Below are 26,043 nucleotides of genomic sequence, written 5' to 3'. Positions count from 1 at the left end.
TGTCTGCGGGCCCGTCGTGGCGCTCGCGACCCGTCTGCCGCTGCGCCCGCCTGCCCTGGCCGCATTATTCGCAACGCCGCCTCGCGCCGCCGTGCCCTGGCCCCAAAACCCGCAACGCCCGCGCCGCCTACCCGCAACCGGCCCCCGTCCCCTTCGCCTGCGATGCTTAATCGTCCCCGCCCATCGCACGCCCGCCCTTCTCGGTGCTTAACGATCGCCGCCCATCGCAGCGGCCTGCTGCCGGAAGGGGCCCGCCGCGCGCGATGGGCGGCGATCGTTAAGCGTGACGGGCCCGCCGCGCGTGATGCGCGGGGATCGTTAAGCTCGATGTGCCAACTGCGCGCGATGCGCGGCGAAGATTAAGCGCGACGGCGCCGCCGTGTGCGACGGGCGGCGTTTCGTAAGCAACCGCGCCCCGCTCCGTGTGATGCGCGGCAAAGGCTAAGCGCCCCTCGTCCTTCTCGCCTGCCGCCCTTGACAATGGTCCGAAATCGGACTAATCTTGCATCTCGCCGAAAAGGGGGAGGGGGGAGCATGCCCAACGAGAGCAGAGTCAAAGGCGCCCGCGAGCTCGATGTCCTCTACCAGAAGACCGACAAGATCTACTACGAGTTCGCGCGCGGGTGCGGCATCTCGGAGACCGCATACTGGATCCTCTACGCGCTCGAGGTCTCCGGCGGCAGCGCCACGCAGGCGCGCATCGCAGGGGAGTTCTCCTACTCCAAGCAGACGGTGCACTCCGCCCTCAAGACGCTCGAGGCAAAGGGGCTCGTGACGCTCGCCGGAGCGTCGAAAGACCGACGCGGCAAGCTCGTCAGCCTCACCGAGGCGGGCCAGGCCTTCAGCGACGAGCGCATCGTCCCGGCCATCGAGGCCGAGGACCGCGCCTTCGCGAGCCTCGAGCCCGAGGAGCGCTCGGAGTTCCTGCGGCTCGCCGCGGCCTACACCGCGGCGATCGACCGCGAGCTCAGCCGGCTGGCGCGGCGCACGGAAGACACGCGCGGCGACGCGCCCCAGGCGTCGCGCGACGAGGGAGGGGAGAGGGATTGAGCGATAAGAACCGCGACTACAGCAAGCGCGCCTCCGCGCGCCTGCTCGTGAGCCTCGTGGCCCCGTACAAGGGCCTGCTCGCCGCGATCTTGCTGGCGTCGATCTGCGACATGACGGGCATGCTCTACATTCCCACGCAGCTCTCGGCCATGGTCAACGTGGCCGTGAACACCCGTGACATGAGCGCGCTCATGGGGCATGGCGTGGCCATGCTCATCGCGGCGCTCGTGGGCTCGGGCGGCTATCTCACGACGGTGTTTCTCACCTCGCGCCTGTGCGCCAAGGTGGGCCGCGACCTGCGCGTTCGCGTCTACGAGTCCTCGCTTGCGTTCTCGGGGTCGGACTTCAACGCCTTCGGGACGGGCTCGATGATCACGCGCACGCTCTCGGACGCCAACGTGATCCAGCAGACGCTGCTCATGTCGATCCTCATGATCTTCCCGGTGCCCATCATGTGCGCGATCTCCATCTGGCTGGCCTTCTCCACGGACGTGGTGATGGGCTGGGTCCTGCTCGCGGTCACGGTGGCCATCGTCGCGATCTCAGCCGTCGCCGTGGCGCGCTCGGCGCCCATCTTCACGCGCCTCCAGGGCTTTATCGACAACATGAACACGCGCCTGCGCGAGTCCATCACGGGCGTGCGCGTGATCCGCGCCTTTGGCAAGGAGCCGCACGAGCGCGCCCGCCTCGACGAGACCTTCACCGAGTACGCGAGCAACGCCATCCGCGTGAACCTCGTCTTCGCGGTCACGGACTCCATGACATTTTTCCTCATGAACGTCGTCGAGGCCACGATCATGTGGGTGGGCGCGGACCGCGTGGGCGCCCATGCGATGCAGATCGGCTCGATCTCGGCGCTCGTGGAGTACGCGATGCTCATCATGATGTTCATGATGATGGCTCAGTTCGCGATCCTGCAGGTGCCGCGCGCGCTGGCCTGCCTCACGCGCGCCGCCGAGGTGCTCGACGTCGAGCCCGAGATCGTCGACGCCGCGACGCCGGCCGCCCTTGCCGCGGCGGGCGAGGGCGGCGACGAGGTCGCGCGCTTCGACCACGTGAGCCTGCGCTTCTCCGACGCCGACGAGGACACCCTGCACGACATCTCCTTCGCGCTGCGGCGCGGCCAGGTCACGGCCATCATTGGCAACACCGGGTCGGGCAAGTCCACGATCGCCAAGATGCTGCTGCGCTTCAACGACGTCACGGGCGGAAGCCTGAGCTTCGGAGGCGTCGACGTGCGTCGCCTCACCCAGGACGAGCTGCGCCGCCGCATCGCGTACGTGCCACAGAAGGCGTGGCTCTTCTCGGGCACCGTGGCCGAGAACCTGCGCCACGGCGACGCCAAGGCCTCCGACGAGCGCCTCTGGCACGCCCTCGACGTGGCCCAGGGCTCGTTCGTGCGCGACCTCGCCGACGGCCTGGGGACCCGTGTGGCGCAGGGCGGCACGAACTTCTCGGGCGGGCAGCGCCAGCGCCTCGCGATCGCCCGCGCCCTCGTTCGCCACGCCGACCTCTACGTCTTTGACGACTCGTTCTCCGCGCTCGACTACAAGACCGACGCCGCGCTGCGCCACGCGCTCTCCTCCGAGCTCGCCGACGCCGCGACGCTGATCATCGCCCAGCGCGTGAGCACCATCCACGACGCCGACCAGATCGTCGTCCTCAAGGACGGCGAGGTCGTGGGCCTGGGGACCCACGACGAGCTCATGGCCGGCTGCCCCACCTACCGTGCCATCGCCGACTCCCAGACGAGAGGGGGAGATGCGGATGCCTAGCGAGAAGAACCGCGAGCTCGACGAGCTCGAGCGCCTCGAGCGCGGGGAGGACCCCGCCGCCGGGGACGGTGCGTCCTCGGAGGGCGAGCTCGACGTGCCCTCCGACGCCCTCGGCACCGCGGCGCGCCTGTGGTCCGCCGCGGCCGGCCAGCGCTGGCGACTCGTGGTGGCGGCATTTTGCTCGGTCGCCTACGTGGCGGGAAGCCTCGGTGCCACCGCCTACAGCGCCGGCCTCATCGACCACCTCTGGGCGGGGATCCAGGCGAGCTTCGCCGCGGGCGAGCCCTTCGTGGTGTCGTTGGAAAACGCCGGTCGCGAGATCCTCGTCTTCTTCGGCATCTGGACGGCGGCATGGGCGGCCTACACCGTCCAGGCGCTCGTCATGGCGAGCTTCGCCGAGCGCCTGAACCTGCGCCTGCGCGGCCAGATTGCCGACAAGCTCTCCCGCCTGCCGCTCGCCTACTACGACGCGCACCAGCCCGGCGACACCATCAGCCGCGCCACCAACGACCTCGACAAGATCTCCGAGGTCCTGCAGCGCGGCCTGCTCCAGCTGCTGATGGCCTTTGCCATGGTGGGCGGCGCCATCGTCTTGATGGCGACCTACGACCTGGTGCTCACGGGCATCTTCGTGGCGTTTGCGCTCGTCGCGGCGGTGGTCACCAAGCTCGTCACGACCTACACGCTCAAGTTGGCCGCGGCGCGCCAGGAGGCGCTCGGCACCCTCACGGGGCGCGTCGAGGAGGCCTACAGCGGCCGCGCCGTCATCAAGGCCTTCGGCCGCGAGGGGGCGAGCCTCGCCGAGGTCCGCGCCGCGGCGGAGGCGCTCGCCGAGACCTCCGGCAGCGCCGACTTCGTGACCAACGCCATTGCGCCGGCCATCCGCCTGCTCATGCGCCTGTGCCAGGTGACCATTGGTCTGCTCGCGGGCGGCATGCTTGTCATGGGCCAGATCTCCGTGGGTGTCTTCCAGGCCTTCTTCCAGTACGTGATGCAGGCCTCCGAGCCGCTCACGCAGCTCTCGCTCACGGTGAACATGCTCCAGGGCGCGCTCGCCGCCGCGGAGCGCGTCTTCGCGCTCGTCGACGAGCCCGAGGTCGTGCCCGACCCCGTCACGCCCGAGGCGCTGCCGGAGACGGTGCGCGGCCGCGTGGCCTTCGAGCACGTTCGCTTTGGCTACGCCCCGGACCGCCCGCTCATGCGCGACGTGTCGCTCGTCGCCGAGCCGGGGCAGAAGGTCGCCATCGTCGGAGCCACAGGCGCCGGAAAGACCACGCTGATCAACCTGCTCATGCGTTTCTACGAGGTCGACGGCGGGCGGATCACGCTCGACGGGGTCGACACGCGCTCGCTCACCCGCGCCGAGCTGCGCCGCCAGTTTGGCATGGTGCTCCAGGATGCGTGGCTCTTCGAGGGCACCATCGCCGAGAACATCGCCTACGGCAAGCCCGGCGCCACCCGCGAGGAGGTCGAGGCCGCGGCCCGCGCCGCGCACGTTGACTTCTTCGTGCGCACGCTGCCGCACGGCTACGACACGCTGCTCTCCAACGACGCGGAGAACATCTCCCAGGGCCAGCGCCAGCTGCTCACGATCGCGCGCGCCATGCTCACCGACCCGGCGATCCTCATCCTCGACGAGGCAACCTCCAGCGTTGACACCCGCACCGAGCAGGCCATCGTTCGCGCGATGGAGGCCATCATGGAGAACCGCACGAGCTTCGTCATCGCGCATCGCCTCTCGACGATCGTCGACGCGGACCTCATCCTCGTGATGGAGAAGGGGACGATCATCGAGCAGGGGACCCACGAGCAGCTGCTCGCCGCCGGCGGCGCGTACGCCGAGCTCTACCGCTCGCAGTTCGCGTAGCGGGCGCGCGAGCGGCAGGACCGCCGCAACACGAAGAAGGCGGCCCCGAGGGGCCGCCTTCGTCACGTCATCTGCCGTCTCGCGCCTAGTCGCAGGCGCCGCAGCTCTCGCACTTTTCGCTCTTGGGCGCGGAGCCCTTGCCCCGCTGGTCGGTGTTGTAGAAGCCCGACCCCTTGAAGACGATGCCCGAGGGGTCAAAGACGCGCTCGGCCTCGTGCCCGCAGGTCGGGCAGCTCACCTTGGGGTGGGCGCTCATGGGGTGCTCCACCTCGAACGTGATCCCGCAGTCCGGGCAGTGATAGTCGTAACGTGCCATGGTTCCCTCCGGTGGTGCTCAAGACGTCTCAATCAAACCGCAGGATACTTTACCCAACCTCGCCGCCGTCTCACGCGAGAATCCGTCTCCCGCCGCCATATTCACCCTGCCTGCGCAGTCCGGCTGTCGCGGGCCTCGCCCGCGCGCGGCCTGCGCCGTGCAGAATCGTCCTCCAGTCCATATTTGCCGGCGCGCCAGAACAAAACCTCGCTTCGATCCATGGAAAAATCGCCCTCCGAGGCCGTTTGGGGGCCGTCGGGTCCGGCGCGCTCGGACCGATCCTGCGGCTTTGTTCCGGCCCCGTCGCATCGAGCCCCAAAATCCCATGGATCGAAGCCCGGTTTTGTTCTGGCGCGCCGGCAAATATGGATTGGAGGCCCAAACTGCAGCCCCGGCGCGCCTCCGCCGTGCCTCGGCGCTCCCGCGCGGCCTCCCGTCGCCATCAACTATGATGTGTTGGGCGCCGAGGGAAGGGGAGCGATGGAGATAGCGGGCGCGATCTTTGACTGCGACGGGACGCTCGTCGACTCGATGGGCATGTGGGCCCACGCGTGGGACTGGCTCGCCGAGCGGCACGGGAAGGACCCCGTCCCGCTGTCGCGCATCGAGTCGCTCTCGCTGCGCGACACCTGCTCCTACTTCCATGACGAGCTCGGCATCCCCGATTCGACCGGCGAGCTCTACGAGGAGCTCTGCGCCCACGTGCGCGATGCCTACGAGCACGAGGTCGCGCTCATGCCGGGCGCCCGGGAGTTTCTGGACGAGCTCGCCTCCGCGGGCGTGCCGATGGTCCTCGCCTCCTCGACCCCGGTGCGCGAGCTGCGCTGCTGCCTCGACGTCCACGGCCTCTCGCGCTACTTCGCCGACGTGGTGAGCACCGAGGACGTGGGAGGCCGCGACAAGGAGTTTCCCGACGTCTACCTCGAGGCGGCCCGACGCCTGGGCGCCCCGCGCGAGGCGACGTGGGTCTTCGAGGACGCCCCCTTCGGCGTGCGGACCGCCCGCCGCGCGGGCTTTGCCGTGGTCGGCCTCATCAACGACCACGACGGCCGTCGCGAGGAGGACGTCCGTCCGTTCTGCGACGTCTTCGTCCACGGCTTCGCCGAGCTCTCGGTTCCGCTGCTGCGCGACTACGAGCGTCCCGTCCCGGTCCACGGTGCCCCGCTCGCCGCGCTGGTGGTCGCCGGCTCGCCCGAGCCGAGCTCCCCTGGTCTGCTCGCCGTGCTCGCCGACGAGGCGGACTACGTGATCTGCGCGGACGGCGGCGCCGACGCCTGCCGCGCCGCCGGCGTCGCCCCGGACGTCTTCTGCGGCGACTCCGACTCGGCGAGCTCCGAGGCGGCCGCATGGGCCCGGGCCGCCGCCCGGACGTGCGTGGGCTTTCCTTCGGAGAAGTACGCGACGGATCTCTCGCTCGCGCTCGACTGCGCGCGCCACGAGGCGTCGCGCCAGGCCCGACCCCTCGCCATCACGCTGACCTGCGCCTCCGGCGGTCGTCCCGACCACGCGCTCGCGGTCGTGGGGCTGCTCGCCGGCTCCGGGGCCGCGCGCGCCCGGATCGTCGAGGACGCCTACGAGATGCGCATCGTCTCGGCGGCGGGGGAGAGCCGCTGGTACCTGGGGCCGGACGCCCCGGGAGCGACGTTCTCGGCCGTCGCCGTTGCCCCGGACACGCGCATCGACGAGCGCGGCATGCGCTGGGAGCTCGACGACCACCCGATGGGCCTGCTCGACGACCTCGGGATCTCCAACGTCGTCACGAGCCCGGACGCCGAGGTGGCCTGCCGCGCGGGCGCCGTCGCCGCGTTTCTGCTCCGGGCAACAAAAACGCCACAATAAGTTGGGGTTTCTCGTTGCAGCCAGCACCGCATGTGCTATAGTTGGCGAGCTGTGAAAGATGCGGGCGCGAGAAGAGCGCCGCGCCCCCGAGGAGGTACGAGTCATGTCCAAGGTTTGTGAGTTCTGCGGCAAGCATGCCGTTGCCGGTCATTCCATCAGCCACTCCCACCGCGTGGTGAACCGCACGTTCAAGCCCAACATCCAGCGCGTCACCGTCGTGGTCGACGGTCACCGTCGCAAGGCCAACGTGTGCTCCCGCTGCCTCAAGTCCGGCAAGATTGCCCGCAGCTAGCAGCTCAGCCACAAAGAGAGCGTTCGAGGGAGGCCCAAGGGCCTCCCTCTTTTGTATCGCAAGACCCTGACGAGAGGCTGCCTCCGCCCCACTGACGAGAGGCTGCCTCCGCCCCAGCTCACGCCCCGCGCCGCGCCCCGCGTCCGTCCCATTTGCCCGCCGCGCATTGTTTCAAGCCTGCTTCAGGTTCAAAGCCGCGCCGTTTCTGCTTGGCTCACTTTTGTTTCTTTTGTGACCTTCCCGCGCTCCACGGGACTAAAGTAGCCTGTGCAACGACCCCACGGGAGGGAGAACAACCATGACCATGGCAGACATTTCCAGGCGCCGCTTCGTCCAGGCGATGGGCGCGGTCTCCGCGACCAGCGTCTTTGCGCTCGCCGGCTGCAACAGCCAGCGCGCCAGCGAGGCCGACGGCGACGAGGGCGGCTCCTCCGAGTCCGGCATCGCCGACACCATCACCTTCGCCCAGGGCGCCGACCCGCGCGGCCTCGACCCCGCCTACGTCGACGACGGCGAGTCCGCGAAGATCATGTGCAACATCTACGACACGCTGCTCGCCTATGACACCGAGACCTGCGACGTCGTCCCCGGACTCGCCGACCTGCCCGAGGTCTCCGACGACGGCCTGACCTACACCTTCAAGCTGCACGAGGGCGTCAAGTTCCACGACGGCACCGACTGCAACGCCGAGGCCGTGAAGAAGAACATCGAACGCCAGCTCGAGCCCAACCGCACCGAGGACATGCCCTACGCCTCCTTCGTCTTTGGCTCCGAGGCCTCCGGCTCCGGCGTCGCCTCCGTCGAGGCCGTCGACGACACCACGCTCGTCATCACCCTGCGCGCCGCCTCCACGCCGTTCATCAAGAACATGGCGATGGCGCTCGCCGCCCCGGTCGTGGCCCCCTCGGCCTACGAGAACGGCGCCAACTCCATCGAGAACCCCATCGGCTCCGGCCCCTACAAGTTCGTCTCCTGGAACAAGGGCGAGAACGTCGTTCTCGAGGCCAACGAGGACTACTGGAACGCGGACCACATGCCGCAGACCAAGAACGTCATCTTCCGCTTCATCGCCGAGAACTCCAGCCGCGTGACCGCCCTCACCAACGGCGAGGTCGACATCATCGACGGCATCGACGCCTCCGTGGTGCCCACCATCACCGACGCGGGCTACGAGCTCTTCGACGAGGACGGCATGAACATCAACTACATGGCGTTCCGCAACGACTCCGGCGCCTTCACCGACGTCGAGGCCCGTCGCGCCTTCTGCCAGGCCGTCAACGTCGAGGAGATGGTCCAGAGCCTCTACGGCGAGTACGCCGGCGTCGCCACCTCCGTCATGCCGCTGTGGATGGCCCCCTACGACGAGGACATCCAGCAGACCGCCTATGACCCCGAGGCCGCCAAGCAGACCTTCGCCGACCTCGGCATCACCAGCTGCACCATGCTCGCCTACACCAACCCGCGCCCGTACAACTCCATCGGCGGCCAGGCGCTCGCCGAGGCCATCCAGGGCTACCTGCGCGAGGTCGGCGTCGAGATGGAGATCGTCTCCTACGACTGGACGACCTACCAGACCAAGGTCGAGACCGACGCCTTCGACTGCTGCCTGTACGGCTGGGTCGGCGACAACGGCGACCCCGACAACTTCATGAACCTCCTCGCCGACGAGAACGTCTCCATGAACGTCGGCCGCTACCGCAGCGAGGAGTACAACGCCCTCATCCAGCAGGGCCTTGCCACCGAGGAGGGCGACGCCCGCAACGACATCTACAAGCAGTGCGAGCAGATGGTCGCCGACGAGATGCCGTGGATGGTCATCTCCCACTCCAAGAACCTCGCGGGCTACAGCCCCAAGGTCCAGGGCTTCTTCTATCACCCCACCGGCGTCGTCCACATGGAGGGCGTCACCAAGACCGCCTAGCGAGAAGAACGCGGCTTCGATCTTCAAGCGTCACGGGAACGGGCCGACCAGCGCGGCCCGTTCCCTTCTCTGCGCGGCGCCCTGCGCCCGCGCCCCCGAGTGAGAAAGGAGGAACGCGTGCTCAAGTACGTGCTCAAGCGCATCCTGCTCGCGATACCGGTGCTGCTGGGCGTATCGATCATCGTCTTCTTGATCATGCGCGTGTTCTCTGCCGACCCGGCTCCCGTCGTGCTGGGCCAGCATGCGACCGCGGAGGCCATGGAGGCGTGGCGTGACGCCAACGGCCTCAACGACCCCATCGTCATGCAGTACATAAACTTCATCACAGGCGCGCTCCACGGCGACCTCGGCGAGAGCTACTACACGCACGCCGCCGTCACCGACGAGCTGCTCTCCCGCTTCCCGGCGACGGTCGAGCTCGCGCTCGTCGCCATCGTCATCGCGGCGGTGATCGGCGTGGCGCTCGGCGTGGTCTCTGCCACCCACAAGAACTCGCCGATCGACGGCCTCGCCACGATCCTGGCGCTCGTGGGCGTCTCGATGCCGATCTTCTGGCTCGGCGTCCTGCTCATCATCCTGTTCGCCGGCGTGCTGCACGTGCTGCCGAGCTCCGGGCGCATCGACCCGCTGCTCGCGCCGGTGGGAGGCACCGGTCTCTACCTGCTCGACACGCTGCTCTCGGGTGACTTCGAGGCCTTCGCCGACGCGGCCAGCCACATCGTGCTGCCGGCGCTCGCGCTCTCGATGTACTCGATGGCCGTCATCACGCGCATGACGCGCTCGAGCATGCTCGAGACCTTGAACGAGGACTACGTCCGCACCGCCCGCGCCAAGGGCCTCAAGAAGCGCCGCGTCGACATCCACCACGCGCTGCGCAACGCCATGCTGCCCGTGACCACGGTCATCGGCCTTCAGCTGGGAAGCCTGCTCGGCGGCGCCATGCTCACCGAGACGGTCTTCGCGTGGCCGGGCATCGGCAAGTACGTGGTCGACTGCATCCTCAAGTCCGACTTCCCGGTGGTCCAGGGCGCGGTCCTGCTCATCGCGGTGATCTTCGTCGTCATCAACCTCGTGGTCGACGTGATCTACGCCTACCTCGACCCGCGCATCACCTACGGCAAGGAAGAGGGGTGATCGACATGGCAGACGCAACCGCCCAGGCCGCCGAGAGCGGCGTCGCGGCCGAGAAGACCGAGTCGCTGTGGAAGGACGTCTGGTACTCCCTGCGCAAGAACGTCCCCGCCATGGTGAGCCTCGCGATCATCGTCCTTCTTGCCCTGGTGGCCATCGTCACCTTCGTGGCGCCGCAGATCCTCCCGTACGACCCCTACCAGCAGGACCTCTCCGCGTCGTTCCAGGGCCCGAGCGCCGAGCACTGGTTCGGCACCGACCAGCAGGGCCGCGACATCTTCTGCCGCATCCTCATCGGCAGCCAGATCTCGCTCACGGTGGGCCTGCTCTCCGTGGCCATCTCGCTCGTGATCGGCGTCACGCTCGGCGCCGTCGCCGGCTACAAGGGCGGCGTGGTCGACACGGTCATCATGCGCGTCATGGACATGATGCTCGCCATCCCGTCGATCCTGCTCGCCATCGCCTTCATGGCGGCGCTCGGCCGCGGCATCGACAAGGCGATCATCGCCATCGGCTTCGTCTCCATCCCGGAGTACGCGCGCATCGTGCGCAGCCAGGTGCTCGCCGTCAAGCAGTCCGACTACGTGGCCGCCGCGCGCGTCATCGGCGACTCCGACGCCACGATCATCTTCCGTCACGTGCTGCCCAACGTCATGCCCTCGATCATCGTCCGCGCCACGCTCGGCATCTCGAGTGCCATCCTGGACGCGGCGGCCCTGGGCTTTCTCGGCCTCGGCGTGCAGCCGCCGGCGGCGGAGTGGGGCGACATGCTCGGTCGCGGCCGCAACTACATCTTCGCCGCGCCGCACGCCATGATCTTCCCGGGCCTCGCGATCACCGTGACCGTGCTCGCGTTCAACCTGCTCGGCGACGGCATCCGCGACGCGTTTGACCCCAAGAGCAGGAACAGGTAGGTGATCGACATGGCACTGCTAGAGGTACACGACCTGGTCACCGAGTTCCCCACGCGCAAGGGCGTCGTCCGCGCCGTCGACGGCGTGACCTTTGACCTCGAGCGCGGCGAGATCCTCGCCGTGGTGGGCGAGTCCGGCTCGGGCAAGTCCGTCACGTCGCTCTCGATCATGGGCCTGCTCCAGGACCCCGGTCACGTGGCCGGCGGCTCGATCACCTTCGACGGCAAGGACCTCCTCGCCGCCTCGGAGGCCGAGATGGAGCAGGTCCGCGGCGGGCAGATCTCGATGATCTTCCAGGAGCCCATGACCTCGCTCAACCCCGTCTATCGCGTGGGCGACCAGATCGTCGAGGCCATCCGCACCCACTCGGACATGTCCAAGAAGGACGCCTGGGCGCGCGCCGTCGAGATGCTGCGCGTCGTGGGCATCCCCAGCCCCGAGGAGCGCGCCCGCGACTACCCGCACCAGATGTCCGGCGGCATGCGCCAGCGCGTCATGATCGCCATGGCGCTCTCCTGCGACCCCAAGCTGCTGATCGCCGACGAGCCCACCACGGCCCTCGACGTGACGATCCAGGCGCAGATTCTCGACCTCATCTACAAGCTGCGCGACGAGTTCAACATGGCCGTCCTTCTCATCACGCACGACCTGGGCGTTGTCTCCGAGGTCGCCGACCGCGTCGTGGTCATGTACTGCGGCCAGGTCGTCGAGGAGGGCGAGAAGTTCGAGATCTTCGAGCGCCCGCTGCACCCCTACACCCTGGGCCTGCTGAACTCCATCCCGCGCCTCGAGGACGAGACCTCCGAGCGGCTCTACATGATCCGCGGCTCCGTGCCCAACCCGCTCGACATGCCCGCGGGCTGCCCGTTCTCGGACCGCTGCGAGCGCTGCATGGAGCGCTGCCGCGCCGAGCGCCCCGAGCTCACGACGGTGCCCGGGACCACGCGCCGCGTGCGCTGCTTCCTCTACGAGGACGAGGCCGAGGTCGAGCGCGCGGTCGAGGCGACCGTCGACGCGCACCAGGTCAAGGCCTCCCTCGAGGCGCAGGAGCGTGCCCGCATCCAGCAGGCGATGGAGGCCGCCGCGCGCCGTCGCGGCGAGGACGCGCCCGAGGAGGTGCGCTAGATGGCAGATAAGAACGACAACCTCATCGAGGTCCAGCACCTCACCAAGAGCTTCGTGGCAGACACCAACTTCTTCGGCAAGCCCACGTCCTTTGTCCAGGCGGTCGACGACGTGAGCTTCACCATCCGCCGCGGCGAGGCCTTTGGCCTGGTGGGCGAGTCGGGCTGCGGCAAGACCACCATCGGCAAGATGCTGGTGGGCCTGCTCAAGCCCACCAGCGGCAAGATCATCTTCGAGGGCCGCGACATCACCGCGCTGCCCACGGCCGAGCGCCGTCAGCTCTGCCGCGACATCCAGCTGATCTTCCAGGACCCCTACGCGAGCCTGAACCCGCGCATGACGATCGCGCAGATCGTGGCCGAGCCCATCCGCACCAACAAGCTGCTTCCCGAGGACCAGATCGACGCCCGCGTGGACGAGCTGCTCGAGCGCGTGGGCCTCGCGAGCTACATGAAGAACCGCTACCCGCACGAGTTCTCCGGCGGCCAGCGCCAGCGCGTGGGCATCGCGCGCGCCCTCGCCGTGAACCCCAAGCTCATCGTCTGCGACGAGCCGGTCTCCGCGCTCGACGTGTCCATCCAGGCGCAGGTCCTGAACCTCCTGGACGACCTCAAGGACCAGCTGGGCCTCACGTACCTCTTCATCGCGCACGGCCTCAACGTCGTGAAGCACATCTCCGACCGCGTGGGCGTCATGTACCTGGGGCGCCTCATGGAGATCGCGCCCAAGAACAGCCTCTACAGCGAGCCGCTGTGCCCCTACACCCAGGCGCTGCTCTCCGCGATCCCGAGCCCCGACCCCAAGCTCCAGCGCCGCCGCATCATCCTCGAGGGCGACGTCCCGAGCCCCATCGACCCACCGGCGGGCTGCCGCTTCGCGAGCCGCTGCTTCGCCAAGGTCGGCGCCTGCGACGTGGCCTCGCCCAGGCTCCGCGAGGTGCTGCCCGACCACGCCTGCGCCTGCCACCGCTATGACAACGTGGGCGCCGGCCGCGTGCGCGACCTCGCGCTCGCGATGCAGCACGAGGCCGCCCGCCCGAGCTACGGCCGCGGGTCGGACCTCATCAACGCCGACCCGGTCGTGGCGCCCGAGTAGGGGGGCGGCAAGGGCTGCGCGCCCTTCTCGGCATACCTGGTCAAAGAGTTGTCCCCCGCTCCCGGCGGTTCGGGCGCGGGGGACAACGCGTGGGCGTTCCGAGATGAGCTTGCGCTACGGCATGCGCAGCAGGCGGCGGTAGGCGTCGGCGCCGGCGAGCAGCACGCGCTCGTCAAAGTCGAAGGCGTCCGCGTGCAGCGGCACGCCCGTGCCCGTGCCCAGCAGCACAAAGACGCCCGGCAGGTGCCGCTGATAGAAGGCAAAGTCCTCGGCGATGAGCAGCGGCTCGTCAATGCGGCCCAGCTCAGGCAGGGTCTTCTCCACGGCAAAGAAGAGCGCGGCGTCGTTCACCACGGGCGGGTAGCCCACCGAGAAGGTGATCTTAGCGGTGCAGCCCTCGGTCTTGGCGGCGTTTGCCGCGAGCGTGGTCACGGCCTCGCGTGCCCGGTCGAACATCGCGTCCGAGAAGACGCGCAGGCTGCCCTCCGCCCGCGCGGCGCCGGCGATGGCGTTTCTCACCGTCCCCGCCTCGAGCCGGCCGAAGCGCAGCAGGCACGGCTCGCCGAGCTCCTTCTGGAGGCGCCCGCACATGGCCTCGGCCGACGGCACGAAGCGCGCCGCCGCCGCGAGCGCGTCGCGACCCTCGCGCCAGCGCGCGATGTGGCTCGAGCGCCCGGCAAACTCCGCGGTGACCTCGCTCGAGCGGGCGAGCAGGGGGCCGGGCCGCGACGCCAGCGCCCCCGCCGGCAGGTCGGGCCAGAGGTGAAAGCCAAAGATGCGCTCGACGCGGCAGCGATCGAAGACGCCGCTTTCGCAGACCAGCGCCGCGCCGCCCGTGGTCTCCTCGGCGGGCTGGAACACCACGAGCACGTTGCGGGGGAGGTCCTCCGCGCAGACGTCGTCCGCGCGGCCGCCCACGACGTCGTCCACCCACGTGGCGGCGGCCAGCGCCATGGCCATGTGGCCGTCGTGGCCGCAGGCGTGCATGCGGCCGGGCGCGGCGCTCGCGTAGGCGGCGCCCGTGCGCTCGGTCACGGGGAGCGCGTCCATGTCGGCCCGCAGCGCGACGGAGCGCTCCCGCCCGAGGTCAAACCACGCGCAGACGCAGCTCTCGCAGGGCTTAAGGACCTCGCAGGAGAGCCCCTCGAGCACCCCGCGCACGTAGGCCATGGTCTGCGGCAGCTCAAAGTCGAGCTCGGGAATGCGGTGCAGGTCGCGCCGCCAGCGCGTGAGGCGCTCGAGCTCCAGGTTCTTCTCGTCCGACACGTTTCCCCCTGACGTCAGCTTTTTTGTTGCCAGTGTATCAACCGGAGTCTTCGAATCGCTGTCTCGTGACAAAGCCGTGCTACAGTGGCAACACTCGATAGAGGCGCGGGTGAGAAGATCCGCGGGGCAGCCGGCAGGCGTCACGACCCCGCGGGGAGGCGAGCCAGCCGAACTCCTCGCCCGGGCGCGGGCGCGGGGTGGGCCTGCGGGAAAGACCCGCAGGACTGTCTGCAAGTACCGTGCAGGAGCGCTATCAGGGGAGTCGTGCATGAAGCACCCGTTTGTGAGCAAAGAGCAGCTCGTCGCCATCGCCGAGCGCCATCCCACGCCCTTCCATCTCTACGACGAGGCCGGCATCCGCGCAAACGCGGAGGCGGTGCTCGAGGCGTTTGCGTGGAACCCGGGCTTTCGCGAGTACTTTGCCGTGAAGGCCAACCCCAACCCGTCGCTGGTCAGGATACTTGCGGAGTACGGCTGCGGCGTGGACTGCTCCAGCTACACGGAGCTTATGATCGCCCGGGCCCTCGGCGTCACGGGCGAGAGGATCATGTTCTCGTCCAACGACACGCCGGCGGATGACTTTGCCCTCGCGCGCGAGCTCGGCGCGATCGTGAACTTCGACGACATCTCCCACATCCCCTTCTTCGAGGAGGTCGCGGGGCCCGTCCCGGAGGTCGTGAGCTGCCGCTTCAACCCCGGCGGGCTCTTCCGCCTGGCCAACGGCATCATGGACAACCCCGGCGACTCCAAGTACGGCATGACCGAGCCGCAGCTCTTCGAGGCCTACCGCATGCTGCGCGACCGCGGCGCGCGCGAGTTTGGCCTGCACGCGTTTCTCGCCTCCAACACGCACGGCAACGACTACTATCCCGCCCTCGCGCGCATCCTCTTCGAGCTGGCCGTGCGCCTCTCGCGCGAGTGCGGCGTGCACGTGGGCTTTGTCAACCTCTCCGGCGGCGTGGGCATCCCGTACCGCCCGGACGAGGAGCCCTGCGACATCCGCGCCATCGGCGAGGGGGTCCGCCGCGCCTACGAGGAGGTGCTCGTTCCGGCCGGCATGGGCAACGTCGCCATCTTCGCCGAGATGGGCCGCTTCATGATGGGGCCCTACGGCTGCCTGGTCACCCGCGTCATCCACGAGAAGCGCATCTACAAGGACTACCTCGGCGTGGACGCGAGCGCCGTCGACCTCATCCGCCCGGCGATGTACGGCGCCTACCACCACGTCACCGTGATGGGGCAGGCGGGCGGCCCGGACAAGTCGGCCTGGCCGGCCACGCGCACCTACGACGTCACGGGCAACCTCTGCGAGAACAACGACAAGTTCGCCATTGACCGCGAGCTGCCCGAGGTGCAGGTGGGCGACCTGCTCGTCATCCACGACACCGGCGCCCACGGCCACTCGATGGGCTACAACTACAACGGACGGCTGCGTTCCGCGGAGGTACTGCTGCGCACGGATGGCTCCACCGAGCTCATCCGGCGCGCCGAGAAGCCCTCCGACTACTTTGCCACCCTCGACGTCAACCCCGACTGGAAGTAATCGTGGAGAAGCGCGGGCAACGGACGGCCCCCTCCCCGCATCGAGAAAGGTAGCGCCATGGACATGACCAACCTCACCGGATCGATCGTCGCGCTCGTCACGCCGTTTGCCGCCGACGGCTCCGTCGACTTCGAGGGCCTCGAGCGCCTCGTCGACTTTCACTTGGAAAACGGCACCGACGGCATCCTCGTGCTCGGAACCACCGGCGAGTCCTCCACGATGACCGACGAGGAGGACCTCGCCGTCGCGCGCTGCGTCGTGGAGCGCGTCGCCGGGCGCGTCCCCGTGATCGGCGGCGCCGGCTCCAACGCCACCTTCGAGTCCGAGCGCAAGGCGGCCGGCCTCGTCAAGGTGGGCGTCGACGGCCTGCTGCTCATCACGCCCTACTACAACAAGTCCAACGAGGAGGGGATCTACCGCCACTTCACCGCCGTCCTCGACGAGGTGGACGTGCCCTGCATCCTCTACAACATCCCCGGCCGCACCGGCTGCTCTATTAGCGAGAAAAACCTCGCTCGCCTGGCGCGGCACCCCAACGCCTGGGGCATCAAGGAGGCCTCCGGCTCGATCGAGTACGCCACCATGGCGGCGCGCTACCTCTCCGACGACTTCCGCATGTTCTCCGGCAACGACGACATCGTGGTCCCGCTCATGAGCCTCGGCGCCAAGGGCGTCATCTCGGTGTGGGCGGACGTCGCGCCCGCCACGGTGCACAAGATGTGCGCCGACTTCCTCGCCGGCGACCTCGCGTCCGCGCGTGCCGCCCAGCTCGAGAACCTCGAGCTCATCCACGCCCTGTTCTGCGAGGTCAACCCGATCCCGGTGAAGTGCGCCCTCGCCGAGATGGGCCTCATCGAGGAGAACTACCGCCTGCCGCTGTGGAAGATCTCCGACGCCGGCCGCGCGCGCCTGCTCGCCGCCATGAGGGGGGTTGGTCTTGTTGGCTAGCGCGATCGTGGTCGGCGGCAACGGCCGCATGGGGCGCCTCGTGCGCGAGGCGCTCGCCGCCGCGGGCTTTGAGCTCGTGGGCTCCTTCGACGTGGACAACATCGCCGAGCTCGACGAGGGCGCGCCCGCCGCGGACGTGACCGTCGACTTCTCGGCGCCCGCGGCGCTGCCGCACGTGCTCGCCTACGCGCGGCGAACCGGCACGGCGCTCGTGAGCGGTGCCACCGGCTACGCGCCTGAGCAGCTGGACGAGCTGCGCGCCCTGGGAAAGACCAACCGCGTGATCTGGTCGTCCAACTACTCCCTGGGCGTGGCGGCGCTGCGCCGGGCCACGGCGCTGGTCGCCGAGGCGCTGGCCGGATGGGACGTCGAGATCGTCGAGACCCACCACAACCAGAAGGCCGACGCGCCCTCCGGCACCGCCAAGGCGCTGCTCGCCGCCATCGACCCAAAGGGGGAGCGCCCGGTCGTGGGAGGCCGCGAGGGAATCGTGGGCGCGCGCGTCCCCGGAGAGATCGGCGTCCACGCCGTTCGCGGAGGCACCGTCGCCGGTACGCACGAGGTGCACTTCTTTGGCACGGACGAGGAGCTCTGCCTCACCCATCGCGCCGCGAGTCGCCAGATCTTCGTCGCCGGCGCCGTTGCCGCCGCGCAGCGCCTGCTCGATCGCCCGGTCGGCTTCTACGACTTCGACGCTCTGATGTTCGGGTAGCGCCGTCCTTCTCGCCTGTCCCGGCGGCCCCATCCGGATGTGGGCGCGCGGCGAAGCTCTGCCCGCACTCGACGGTGTCCGCCGGGATTGCGCCCGCACTTCTTGCAGGGCACATCAAGTGCGGGCCGGGGCGCACTCGATGCGCACACTTCTTTGCAAGTGTCGAGAAGAGCCGGGCACTCGATGCGCCTCGGACCTAAAACTGCCCGCACTCCTTGCGTGCACTCACGAGTGCGGGCATGCAGTGCGAGCGGGCTCAACCCAGCGGGGAAGGGCGTCCCGGCCCATCGCCCGCCTAAGATAGCGACTGCTACGCGCGGGGCCTCCGCCCCCACGAAAGAAAGGAACGACCTGTGAACGCCCAGGAGATCATCGACTTCATCGCCAACGCGCCCAAGACGACGCCGGTCAAGCTGTACGTCCACGAACGCTGCGGCATGCGCGTGGACTGGGGAGACGCCCGCGTCTACGGCGGGCGCGACGGAAAGATCGTCTTTGGCGAGTGGTCCGAGCTCTCCGCCATCCTCGAGGAGAACGCCGAGAGCATCGAGTACTTCGACGTGGAGTGCGACCGCCGCAACTCCGCGGTGCCCCTGCTCGACCTCAAGGGCGTCAACGCCCGCATCGAGCCGGGCGCCATCATCCGCGACCGCGTCGAGATCGGCGACGGGGCCGTCATCATGATGGGCGCCGTCATCAACATAGGCGCCGTGGTGGGCCCGGGGACCATGATCGACATGGGGGCCGTGCTCGGCGGGCGCGCCATCGTGGGCGCCAACTGCCATGTGGGCGCGGGGACCGTGCTCGCGGGCGTGGTCGAGCCGGCGAGCGCCGTGCCCGTGGTCGTGGAGGACGGCGTCATGATCGGCGCCAACGCCGTGGTGCTCGAGGGCGTGCGCGTGGGGGAGGGCGCCGTCGTGGCCGCCGGGGCCGTCTGCGTGGAGGACGTGCCCGCGGGAGCCGTCGTGGCGGGCGTCCCGGCGCGCGTGATCAAGATGCGCGACGGGAAGACCGACTCCAAGACCGGTCTCGTCGAGGAGCTGCGCCGCCTGTAGCGCCCGGGCGCGCGTCCCCCTCGCCCGCGCCGGAGCTGCGGTATACTACAGCAAATGTGTGTATGAAGCTTCCGCCAGCGAGAGGAGACCACATGTCTGGTGTCGTTCCAGGAACGCTGAGGGTGTCCAATGACTGCATCGCCGACCTCGCGGGCTATGCCGCGCTCGAGTGCTACGGCGTGGTCGGCATGGCCGAGCTCGACGAGCAGGCAGGCGTCGTTCGCCTGCTGCCGTCCTTCCGCCTGCGCAAGGGCATCGACGTCGCCTCCTCGGGCGGCCGCGTCTCGGTTGACCTGCACGTGATCGTGGAGCAGGGCGTCAACATGGCCTCGGTCGTGGGCAACCTCACGAGCTCGGTCAAGTTCCTGCTCAAGCAGATCGCCGAGCTCGAAGACGTCGACGTGAAGGTGCACATCGAGGGCCTCCGCAACGCCCGCTAGGCACTCCGAGAAGAACCGAGGTACTCGAAGATGATTTCCACCGTCATCCGCACCTGCTTCCCCGCCGCCGCCAAGGTCGTGGCCGACCGCGCGGAGGAGATCAACAAGCTCAACGTCTTCCCCGTGCCTGACGGCGACACGGGCACCAACATGTCCCTCACGCTCAACACCGTCGTCGGCGAGGTCCAGGCCCTGCCGGCCGACGCCTCGATCGAAGACATCGCCAAGGCGATCACGCACGGCTCGCTCATGGGCGCGCGCGGCAACTCCGGCGTCATCACGAGCCAGATCCTGCGCGGCATCGCCGAGGGCCTCGTCGACGCCAAGAACCAGGAGCACCCCACCCCCGGCGACATTGCCCACGCCTGGCGCCGCGGCGTGAAGGTCGCCTTCAAGGCCGTCCGCAAGCCGGTCGAGGGCACCATCCTCACGGTCCTGCGCGACGTCTCCGCCAAGGCCGACCAGCTCGAGAAGACCAAGATCTCCACGCGCGACATGCTCGACGCCCTCGTCGTCGAGGCCTACGAGTCCGTGGCCCGCACGCCCGAGCTGCTGCCCGTCCTCAAGGAGAACGGCGTCGTCGACTCGGGCGCCTTCGGCTTCGCCACCTTCCTCGAGGCCTTCGTCAACGCCGCCACCGGCAAGGCCGGCGAGCTCACCGAGTTCAAGACCACCGTCGACGCCAAGGCCGACGTCTCCGCCAAGGTCGCCATCGAGCTCAACGACGACTGGGAGGGCTCGGAGTTCCGCTACTGCAACGAGTTCCTCTTCAAGGCCGAGAAGCCCTTCGACGTCGATGAGAGCCTCGCCCACCTCGCCACGCTCGGCGACTGCGAGCTCATCGTGGGCGCCTACCCCGACTTCAAGGTCCACGTGCACTCCAACGAGCCCAACCGCGTGCTCGAGTACATGCTCCAGTTTGGCCAGGTCTACGAGGTCTTCATCCACAACATGGACATGGAGTCCCACGACCGCACCGCAAAGATCGCGGCGGACCAGGCGGCCGAGGGCGAGAAGAGCGACGAGCCGTGCAAGGCGCTCGGCTTCGTGGCCGTCGCCGCCGGCTCTGGCGAGGAGGAGATCCTGCGCTCGCTGGGCGTCGACGTCGTCGTCTCCGGCGGCCAGACCATGAACCCCTCCACGGCCGACATCCTCTCGGCGATCGAGCAGGTCAACGCCGACGCCGTCATCGTGCTCCCCGGCAACGGCAACATCCGCATGGCCGCCGAGGCCGCCGCGAGCGCCTGCGAGGACGCCCGCGTGGCCGTGGTTCCCACCAAGACCGTGCTCCAGGGCTTCTCGGCCATGTTCGTCGTCGACCCCGAGGGCTCGCTCGAGGACAACGTCGAGGCCATGACCGAGGCCATCGCCGACGTCCGCGGCGGCGAGGTCACCACCGCCGTGCGCGACTCCCAGGCGGCCGACGGCACCCCCATCCACGACGGCGACGTCATGGGCATCCAGGACGACTCCATCGAGGTCGTGGGCTCCGACGTGGCGCAGGTCACGCTCGACCTCATCGCCAAGATGCAGGACGAGGAGGAGGGCGACTCGCTCACCATCCTCGCCGGCCAGGACATGGACGACGAGGCCTTCGAGGCGCTCGTGGCCGCCATCGAGCAGGCCCAGCCCGATCTCGAGGTCGACCCGCACCGCGGCGAGCAGCCCCTCTACCCCGTGATCTTCTCGATCGAGTAGGCTCTTGGGGCGCTTCCCGACCATACCGTCAGCAGCAGAGAGGGTGCAGCGAACCTGCGCCCTCTCTGACTCTGTGTCGCGCCTGCGCTACGTCTCGGGCGCGCGCCAGGCCGCCCTCGAGCGCCTGGGCATCCGTCGCGTGCGCGACCTGCTCCTGCACATACCCCACCGCTACCTCGACTTCACGCGCGTCACCAAGATCGCCTACGCCGACGTGGGCCAGGACGCCACCGTGGTGGCAATCGTCGACCGCGTGAGCCGCAAGGCCACGCGCAACCGTCGCCTGCAGGTCGTCGAGGTCTCCGTGATGGACGACACCGGCGTGCTCGTGGCCACGTTCTTCCGCCAGCCCTGGATCGCCGACCAGATCAAGGCGGGAGACGTCGTCGCCCTCTCCGGCAAGGTCACCTTCGCCTACGGCTTCAAGCAGATGAAGGCCCCCTTCCACGAGGTCGTGGGCTCCGCGGGCGAGGCGGGCGGCTATGCCCGCGTGCTGCCGGTCCACCCGGTGGGGGAGGGCGTCACCGCCTCCTGGATGCGCCGCATCGTGGCCGCGGCCCTGGCCGACGTGGGCGACGTCTGCGACTGGCTGCCGGCGGGCCTGGTGGCCGAGCGCGGGCTCATGACGCTCGGGCGTGCCCTGCGCGAGGCGCACTTCCCGTCCTCGACCGCCGCCGCCGAGGCCGCGCGCCGGCGCCTTGCCTACGACGAGCTGCTCTGCCTGCAGATCGCCCTGCTCACGAGGCGCGGCCTCGAGCTCGACGGCGTCGAGCCGACGGTTCACGTGACCGACGGCCCGCACATGGCCGCCCTGCTCGCCGCGCTGCCCTTCTCGCTCACCGACGAGCAGCGCCTCGCCGCGGACCAGATCCTCGCCGACATGGCCGCGCCCCACGTGATGAACCGCCTGCTTCTGGGCGACGTGGGCACCGGCAAGACCGCCGTGGCCGCCGTGGCCCTCGCCGCCGTGGCCGACACCGGCACGCAGGCCGCCGTCATGGCGCCGACCTCGGTGCTCGCGCGCCAGTACGCCGAGAAGCTCGGGCCCGTCCTCGACGCGGCGCACGTGAGCTGGGCGCTCATAACGGGCGCGACCCCCTCGGACGAGCGCGCCCTCTCCGAGCTCGCCTGCTCCCGCGGGGAGCTCACCGTGGTCTTTGGCACCACGGCGCTGCTCTCGGAGGGCCTCGAGTTCTCCGCGCTCTCGCTCGTGGTCATCGACGAGCAGCACCGCTTTGGCGTCGACCAGCGCGCGGCCCTGCGCCGCAAGGGCGCCGGCGCCGACCTGCTCGCAATGACCGCCACGCCCATCCCGCGCACGCTCGCGCTGTCGCTTTACGGCGACGTCTCGCTCTCGCGCATCCGGCGCCGGCCGCGCGCGGGCGCCGGCGTCACGACCAAGGTCATCACCCCCGACAACCTCGACCTGGCCTGGGGCGCGGTGCGCGACGCCGTGGCCGCCGGGCACCAGGCCTACATCATCTGCCCCCTGGTGGACGACAAGGACGACGGCTCGTCGCTCGACGACGTCCCGGAGGCGATGCGCTCCACGAGCGACCGGCTGCGCTCCGCCGTCTCGACCCTCGAGGACCTCAGGGCCTCGGTTCTGCCCGGCATCGCCTGCGACCTGCTCACGGGACGCATGTCCGCGGCCGAGAAGGACCTCGCGATGGAGCGCTTCCGCTCGGGCAGGACCAAGGTCCTCGTGGCCACGACGGTGGTCGAGGTGGGCGTCGACGTCCCCAACGCAACGGCCATGGTGGTGCTCGACGCCGACCGCTTTGGCCTGGCCACGCTCCACCAGCTCCGCGGCCGCGTGGGCCGCGGCGACGCGGCGGGTATCGTCTACCTCTCCTGCGCCGCCAAGCGCGACAGCCGCGCCCGCCAGCGCCTCGCCGCCCTCGAGGCCACCTCGGACGGCTTCGAGCTCGCCGAGCTCGACCTGCGCCTGCGACACGAGGGCGAGGTTTTGGGGTATCGTCAGAGCGGCGGCGTCTCGCTCGAGATCTCTGACCTCGAGGCCGACGCCGACCTCGTCGAGCTGGCCCACGCCGACGCGCGCGCCATCGCCGACGAGGACCCGCGCCTGCTCTCGCCAGCGCACCGCGCGATGGCGATCGAGGCGCGCGACCGGTTTGGCGCCTACTTCGAGGAGCTCGAGCGCGCATGAGGATAGTCGGGGGGAAGTGGCGCGGGCGCGCCATCGAGGCGCCCAAGGGCCGCGACGTCACGCGGCCGACGACCGACCGCACACGCGAGCAGGTCGCGTCGATGATCCTCTCGGCGCGCGGGCTCGACCTCTCCGGCGACTCGGTCCTCGACGCCTTCGCGGGGTCCGGGGCGATGGGCCTGGAGCTCCTGTCCCGCGGCGCGGCCCACGCGACCTTCGTCGACCTCGACCGTCGCGCCGCCCAGCGCGTGAGGCGCACCGCGTCCGCGCTCGGCGTAAAGAGAGGCGAGCTCGACGTGCTCTCCGGGGACGTCTGCGCGCTCGCCGGCCGCCGCCTGCCCGGCGCCCCCTTTGACATCGTGTTTCTCGACCCGCCCTACGCGCTTCCCGCCGAGCGCGTCTCGGGGCTGCTCGTCTCTCTCGCCGCCTCCGGCCAGCTCGCCGACGGGGCCGTCGTGGTCTACGAGCGCAGCTCGGCGGGGGAGGGGCTCTCCTGCCCGGGACTTGTTCCCGTGCGCAGCAAGACCCACGGTATCACGTCGCTCGACCTGCTCGTCTACCATCCGGAGGAGGACGCGTCATGACCGACGCCACCATCACCCACGTCGTCGTCCCGGGAACCTTCGACCCGGTCACCTTTGGGCACCTCGACGTCATCCGCCGTGCCCGGCGCCTGTTTCCCAAGGTGACCGTCGCCGTGGCGGCCTCGGCCAACAAGCACGGCCGCGGCACCACCTTCACGCTCGAGGAGCGCGTCGAGATGATCCGCGAGGCCATAGAGCTTGAGGGGCTCTCCAAAGACATCGAGGTCGAGCCCTTCACGGGGCTTCTCGTGAGCTTCTGCAGCCAGATCGGCGCGGGCGGCGTGGTCAAGGGCCTGCGCGCGATGACCGACTTCGAGTACGAGCTCCAGCAGGCCGACCTCAACAGCCACATGGCGCCCGACCTCGAGTCGGTGTTCGTCATGTCGAGCCCCGAGTACGGCTACGTCTCGTCCTCGATCGTGCGCGAGATCGCGGCGATGGGCTCTGACGTGGACATCCTCGTGCCCGCCAACGTCGCCGCGCGCCTCCGCGAGCGCTACGCGTGAGACGCGGGCTTGACAATCTCGTCAGGTTATATTGTCAACCCGCATGCTGATTGACGGACTTGACAATCTCGTCAGGTTATATTGTCAACCCACGTGCGGGTTGACAATATAACCTGACGAGATTGTCAAGTCCGTCAGCCGACCGGTCCCGTGCGGGTTGACAATATAACCTGACGAGATTGTCAAGTCCTTCAAGTCCGTCGGCCGCCCCACTTCTCGTTGACGAGGGAACGCCGCTGCATACAAGCGCGAACAATCTGCTAACATGTCTCGAAGATGGGTAGACTCACGCAGCCATGCGTCGACGAATCACGTGAAAGGAACCATAGATGCAGCCAGGTGAGGAAATCGAGAGCTTGGTCGACGAGCTCGAGCAGATCGTGAGCGAGGCCAAGTCCCCTCTCATGGACAACGGCCAGAAGAAGATCGTCGACGCCCAGGACGTCTACGAGATTCTCGATGAGATTCGCCGCGTCTTCCCGCAGGAGTTCCAGGATGCCCGCCGCATCCTCAAGGAGGAGCAGGAGACGCTCGACCGCGCCCAGCAGCAGGCCAACTCCATCATCGCCGACGCCCAGCAGCAGGCGATGATTCTCGCCGGCGACCAGGAGATCGTGCGCCTGGCCCAGCAGCAGGCCGAGGGCATCCGCGACCAGGCGGCCCAGTACGAGCGCGACACCCGCTACAACGCGGAGGAGTACGCCGACACGGTGCTCGCCCACCTCGAGGAGAACCTCAAGTCGCTCACCAGCTCGGTCTCTCGCGTCCGCCAGACGCTCGACGAGAACTCCGGTCCCCGCAACACCACCAACAACGTGCCCTGGTAGCCATGGGCCCACTGATCTTCTCGATCGACGAGCGGCTCGCCAACCCGGGTGACACCTGGGCGGTGGCGGGTCATCTCGACGAGTCCGGCTATGAGCTCGGCGACCACGAGTTCTCGCTGCCCGAGGGCATCGACTACGACGTCGTGCTCACCAACGCCGGCGAGGGCATCCTGGCCACCGGGCTCCTGCGCGCTCACGTGGTGGGGACCTGCGACCGCTGCCTCGAGGACGCCGAGTTCGACGTCGCGGGCGAGGTCGACGGCTACTATCTCTTCGAGGAGCCCGAGCAGCTCGGCGACGACGAGGACGAGGCCGACTACGAGCTCGTCTCCGCCGACCGCACGATCGACCTCTCCGGCGCGCTCGTCGCGGCGCTCGTCATGGAGACGCCCTTCATCGTGCTGTGCCGCGAGGACTGCGCGGGCCTGTGCCCGGTCTGCGGCGCCAACCTCAACGAGGAGGACTGCGGTCACGCGGCGCAGATCGGGGCCCAGCGCGAGCAGGACCGGCTCGAGTCGTCGCCCTTCGCGGCGCTCGCGGGCCTCGACCTCTCCGGCGCCGAGGACCCCTCCGACGCCGAGGGCGCGACGGAGTGAAGAATTGCTGATGAAGCGTTCCCCGCGCAGGGGAGACGTGCTATAGTGTCTCTTCGCATGACTGAGACACGCCTGCCGCTGCGCGAGCGGAGGGGCAGAGGTTTTGGACAGGAGAGTCTGACATGGCAGTACCCAAGCAAAAGAAGGGCCGCAGCGCCACCCACACCCGTCGTTCGGCCAACATGAAGCTTTCGGCCGCGGCGCGCTCCGTGTGCCCGCAGTGCGGCGCTCCCAAGCTCCCGCACCACGTGTGCCCCAACTGCGGTCACTACAAGGACCGCGAGGTCATCGTTACCGAGTAGCTTCTCGATACGCGGAACCTTCGAGGCCGGCCCCCTGGGTCGGCCTTTTTTCGTGCCTGGTACGGCGGGTC

Annotated in this window: 24 protein-coding genes; 22 read left to right on the top strand and 2 right to left on the bottom strand. The window is 69.0% G+C overall.

The features are described 5' to 3' along the window. The first annotated feature begins 534 nt into the window (after window positions 1–534). The 3 genes from B5F85_RS07365 to B5F85_RS07355 are packed head-to-tail and all read left to right on the top strand — an operon-like array spanning window position 535 to window position 4,692. Window positions 535–1,050, top strand: coding sequence for a MarR family transcriptional regulator (locus B5F85_RS07365; RefSeq protein WP_158094580.1), 516 nt, complete (start codon window positions 535–537; stop codon window positions 1,048–1,050). Then, window positions 1,047–2,825 (top strand): ABC transporter ATP-binding protein, encoded by a 1,779-nt coding sequence (locus B5F85_RS07360; RefSeq protein ID WP_239386764.1) that lies wholly within the window; start codon window positions 1,047–1,049, stop codon window positions 2,823–2,825. Before B5F85_RS07365 ends, B5F85_RS07360 begins: the two co-directional genes overlap by 4 nt. Beyond that, on the top strand, window positions 2,818–4,692 hold the full coding sequence (locus tag B5F85_RS07355; protein ID WP_087315909.1) for an ABC transporter ATP-binding protein: 1,875 nt from the start codon (window positions 2,818–2,820) through the stop codon (window positions 4,690–4,692). Before B5F85_RS07360 ends, B5F85_RS07355 begins: the two co-directional genes overlap by 8 nt. A gap of 85 nt (window positions 4,693–4,777) precedes the next feature. Here B5F85_RS07355 and B5F85_RS07350 read toward each other — a convergent pair whose 3' ends face one another. After that, a complete protein-coding gene (locus tag B5F85_RS07350) occupies window positions 4,778–5,008 on the bottom strand; it encodes an FmdB family zinc ribbon protein (RefSeq protein ID WP_087315888.1) in 231 nt (76 codons plus the stop codon). A 480-nt stretch (window positions 5,009–5,488) separates the two neighbouring features. On the opposite strand from B5F85_RS07350, the gene B5F85_RS07345 reads away from it, so the two are divergent. The 7 genes from B5F85_RS07345 (at window position 5,489) to B5F85_RS07315 (ending at window position 13,325) form a co-directional block, all read left to right on the top strand. Beyond that, entirely contained in the window at window positions 5,489–6,847 is a 1,359-nt protein-coding gene (locus B5F85_RS07345) for a thiamine diphosphokinase (protein WP_158094579.1), read from the top strand. A gap of 103 nt (window positions 6,848–6,950) precedes the next feature. Continuing rightward, window positions 6,951–7,139 (top strand): 50S ribosomal protein L28, encoded by a 189-nt coding sequence (rpmB, locus tag B5F85_RS07340; protein ID WP_072371255.1) that lies wholly within the window; start codon window positions 6,951–6,953, stop codon window positions 7,137–7,139. A 304-nt stretch (window positions 7,140–7,443) separates the two neighbouring features. After that, window positions 7,444–9,060 (top strand): ABC transporter substrate-binding protein, encoded by a 1,617-nt coding sequence (locus B5F85_RS07335; protein WP_239386762.1) that lies wholly within the window; start codon window positions 7,444–7,446, stop codon window positions 9,058–9,060. Between the two features lie 117 nt (window positions 9,061–9,177). Further along, a complete protein-coding gene (locus B5F85_RS07330) occupies window positions 9,178–10,194 on the top strand; it encodes an ABC transporter permease (RefSeq protein ID WP_087315882.1) in 1,017 nt (338 codons plus the stop codon). 5 nt (window positions 10,195–10,199) lie between these two features. Beyond that, window positions 10,200–11,105, top strand: coding sequence for a nickel transporter permease (nikC, locus tag B5F85_RS07325; RefSeq protein WP_087315907.1), 906 nt, complete (start codon window positions 10,200–10,202; stop codon window positions 11,103–11,105). A gap of 9 nt (window positions 11,106–11,114) precedes the next feature. After that, window positions 11,115–12,230, top strand: coding sequence for an ABC transporter ATP-binding protein (locus tag B5F85_RS07320; RefSeq protein ID WP_087315905.1), 1,116 nt, complete (start codon window positions 11,115–11,117; stop codon window positions 12,228–12,230). After that, window positions 12,231–13,325 (top strand): oligopeptide/dipeptide ABC transporter ATP-binding protein, encoded by a 1,095-nt coding sequence (locus tag B5F85_RS07315; RefSeq protein WP_087315880.1) that lies wholly within the window; start codon window positions 12,231–12,233, stop codon window positions 13,323–13,325. 114 nt (window positions 13,326–13,439) lie between these two features. On the opposite strand, the gene B5F85_RS07310 is transcribed toward B5F85_RS07315, so the two are convergent. Continuing rightward, window positions 13,440–14,591, bottom strand: a complete 1,152-nt coding sequence (locus tag B5F85_RS07310) for an amidohydrolase (RefSeq protein WP_239386760.1) — start codon at window positions 14,589–14,591, stop codon at window positions 13,440–13,442. Window positions 14,592–14,859: 268 nt separating this feature from the next. Here B5F85_RS07310 and B5F85_RS07305 point away from each other — a divergent pair, with 268 nt between their 5' ends. From B5F85_RS07305 to rpmF, 12 genes are all read left to right on the top strand, one after another. Then, window positions 14,860–16,134, top strand: coding sequence for a diaminopimelate decarboxylase (locus B5F85_RS07305; RefSeq protein ID WP_087315876.1), 1,275 nt, complete (start codon window positions 14,860–14,862; stop codon window positions 16,132–16,134). 57 nt (window positions 16,135–16,191) lie between these two features. Continuing rightward, complete coding sequence (gene dapA, locus B5F85_RS07300) at window positions 16,192–17,082, top strand: 4-hydroxy-tetrahydrodipicolinate synthase (RefSeq protein ID WP_204204674.1); 891 nt, start codon at window positions 16,192–16,194, stop codon at window positions 17,080–17,082. Then, window positions 17,075–17,794 (top strand): 4-hydroxy-tetrahydrodipicolinate reductase, encoded by a 720-nt coding sequence (gene dapB / locus B5F85_RS07295; protein ID WP_087315874.1) that lies wholly within the window; start codon window positions 17,075–17,077, stop codon window positions 17,792–17,794. The genes dapA and dapB overlap by 8 nt, the downstream gene beginning before the upstream one ends. 353 nt (window positions 17,795–18,147) lie before the next feature. Further along, on the top strand, window positions 18,148–18,849 hold the full coding sequence (gene dapD / locus B5F85_RS07290) for a 2,3,4,5-tetrahydropyridine-2,6-dicarboxylate N-acetyltransferase (RefSeq protein ID WP_087315872.1): 702 nt from the start codon (window positions 18,148–18,150) through the stop codon (window positions 18,847–18,849). A gap of 92 nt (window positions 18,850–18,941) precedes the next feature. Beyond that, complete coding sequence (locus tag B5F85_RS07285) at window positions 18,942–19,289, top strand: Asp23/Gls24 family envelope stress response protein (protein WP_087315870.1); 348 nt, start codon at window positions 18,942–18,944, stop codon at window positions 19,287–19,289. A gap of 30 nt (window positions 19,290–19,319) precedes the next feature. Next, window positions 19,320–20,987, top strand: coding sequence for a DAK2 domain-containing protein (locus B5F85_RS07280; protein WP_087315868.1), 1,668 nt, complete (start codon window positions 19,320–19,322; stop codon window positions 20,985–20,987). 43 nt (window positions 20,988–21,030) lie between these two features. Next, window positions 21,031–23,157, top strand: a complete 2,127-nt coding sequence (locus B5F85_RS07275) for an ATP-dependent DNA helicase RecG (RefSeq protein WP_239386758.1) — start codon at window positions 21,031–21,033, stop codon at window positions 23,155–23,157. Next, complete coding sequence (locus B5F85_RS07270) at window positions 23,154–23,741, top strand: RsmD family RNA methyltransferase (RefSeq protein ID WP_087315865.1); 588 nt, start codon at window positions 23,154–23,156, stop codon at window positions 23,739–23,741. Before B5F85_RS07275 ends, B5F85_RS07270 begins: the two co-directional genes overlap by 4 nt. Continuing rightward, on the top strand, window positions 23,738–24,247 hold the full coding sequence (gene coaD / locus B5F85_RS07265) for a pantetheine-phosphate adenylyltransferase (RefSeq protein ID WP_087315863.1): 510 nt from the start codon (window positions 23,738–23,740) through the stop codon (window positions 24,245–24,247). Before B5F85_RS07270 ends, coaD begins: the two co-directional genes overlap by 4 nt. Window positions 24,248–24,576: 329 nt before the next feature. Next, window positions 24,577–25,074 carry an ATPase gene (locus B5F85_RS07260; RefSeq protein WP_087315861.1) on the top strand — a complete coding sequence of 166 codons (498 nt, stop codon included), beginning with the start codon at window positions 24,577–24,579 and terminating at the stop codon, window positions 25,072–25,074. 2 nt (window positions 25,075–25,076) lie between these two features. Then, window positions 25,077–25,670 carry a DUF177 domain-containing protein gene (locus B5F85_RS07255; RefSeq protein ID WP_087315859.1) on the top strand — a complete coding sequence of 198 codons (594 nt, stop codon included), beginning with the start codon at window positions 25,077–25,079 and terminating at the stop codon, window positions 25,668–25,670. A 122-nt stretch (window positions 25,671–25,792) separates the two neighbouring features. Then, a complete protein-coding gene (gene rpmF / locus B5F85_RS07250; RefSeq protein WP_087315857.1) occupies window positions 25,793–25,972 on the top strand; it encodes a 50S ribosomal protein L32 in 180 nt (59 codons plus the stop codon). Window positions 25,973–26,043 lie beyond the last annotated feature (71 nt).

The sequence above is a fragment of the Olsenella sp. An293 genome (assembly GCF_002159495.1).
Lineage (GTDB): Bacteria > Actinomycetota > Coriobacteriia > Coriobacteriales > Atopobiaceae > Thermophilibacter.
This window is presented reverse-complemented; position numbering and strand designations above follow the sequence as displayed.

What these genes read in the sequence shown, in the direction of transcription:
- B5F85_RS07365 (WP_158094580.1), top strand. Translation starts at nt 535, where the DNA reads ATGCCCAACGAGAGCAGAGTCAAAGGCGCCCGCGAGCTCGATGTCCTC.
- B5F85_RS07355 (WP_087315909.1), top strand. Translation starts at nt 2,818, where the DNA reads ATGCCTAGCGAGAAGAACCGCGAGCTCGACGAGCTCGAGCGCCTCGAG.
- B5F85_RS07350 (WP_087315888.1), bottom strand. Translation starts at nt 5,008, where the DNA reads ATGGCACGTTACGACTATCACTGCCCGGACTGCGGGATCACGTTCGAG.
- B5F85_RS07345 (WP_158094579.1), top strand. Translation starts at nt 5,489, where the DNA reads ATGGAGATAGCGGGCGCGATCTTTGACTGCGACGGGACGCTCGTCGAC.
- rpmB (WP_072371255.1), top strand. Translation starts at nt 6,951, where the DNA reads ATGTCCAAGGTTTGTGAGTTCTGCGGCAAGCATGCCGTTGCCGGTCAT.
- B5F85_RS07335 (WP_239386762.1), top strand. Translation starts at nt 7,444, where the DNA reads ATGGCAGACATTTCCAGGCGCCGCTTCGTCCAGGCGATGGGCGCGGTC.
- nikC (WP_087315907.1), top strand. Translation starts at nt 10,200, where the DNA reads ATGGCAGACGCAACCGCCCAGGCCGCCGAGAGCGGCGTCGCGGCCGAG.
- B5F85_RS07320 (WP_087315905.1), top strand. Translation starts at nt 11,115, where the DNA reads ATGGCACTGCTAGAGGTACACGACCTGGTCACCGAGTTCCCCACGCGC.
- B5F85_RS07315 (WP_087315880.1), top strand. Translation starts at nt 12,231, where the DNA reads ATGGCAGATAAGAACGACAACCTCATCGAGGTCCAGCACCTCACCAAG.
- B5F85_RS07305 (WP_087315876.1), top strand. Translation starts at nt 14,860, where the DNA reads ATGAAGCACCCGTTTGTGAGCAAAGAGCAGCTCGTCGCCATCGCCGAG.
- dapA (WP_204204674.1), top strand. Translation starts at nt 16,192, where the DNA reads ATGGACATGACCAACCTCACCGGATCGATCGTCGCGCTCGTCACGCCG.
- B5F85_RS07285 (WP_087315870.1), top strand. Translation starts at nt 18,942, where the DNA reads ATGTCTGGTGTCGTTCCAGGAACGCTGAGGGTGTCCAATGACTGCATC.
- B5F85_RS07280 (WP_087315868.1), top strand. Translation starts at nt 19,320, where the DNA reads ATGATTTCCACCGTCATCCGCACCTGCTTCCCCGCCGCCGCCAAGGTC.
- B5F85_RS07270 (WP_087315865.1), top strand. Translation starts at nt 23,154, where the DNA reads ATGAGGATAGTCGGGGGGAAGTGGCGCGGGCGCGCCATCGAGGCGCCC.
- coaD (WP_087315863.1), top strand. Translation starts at nt 23,738, where the DNA reads ATGACCGACGCCACCATCACCCACGTCGTCGTCCCGGGAACCTTCGAC.
- B5F85_RS07260 (WP_087315861.1), top strand. Translation starts at nt 24,577, where the DNA reads ATGCAGCCAGGTGAGGAAATCGAGAGCTTGGTCGACGAGCTCGAGCAG.
- B5F85_RS07255 (WP_087315859.1), top strand. Translation starts at nt 25,077, where the DNA reads ATGGGCCCACTGATCTTCTCGATCGACGAGCGGCTCGCCAACCCGGGT.
- rpmF (WP_087315857.1), top strand. Translation starts at nt 25,793, where the DNA reads ATGGCAGTACCCAAGCAAAAGAAGGGCCGCAGCGCCACCCACACCCGT.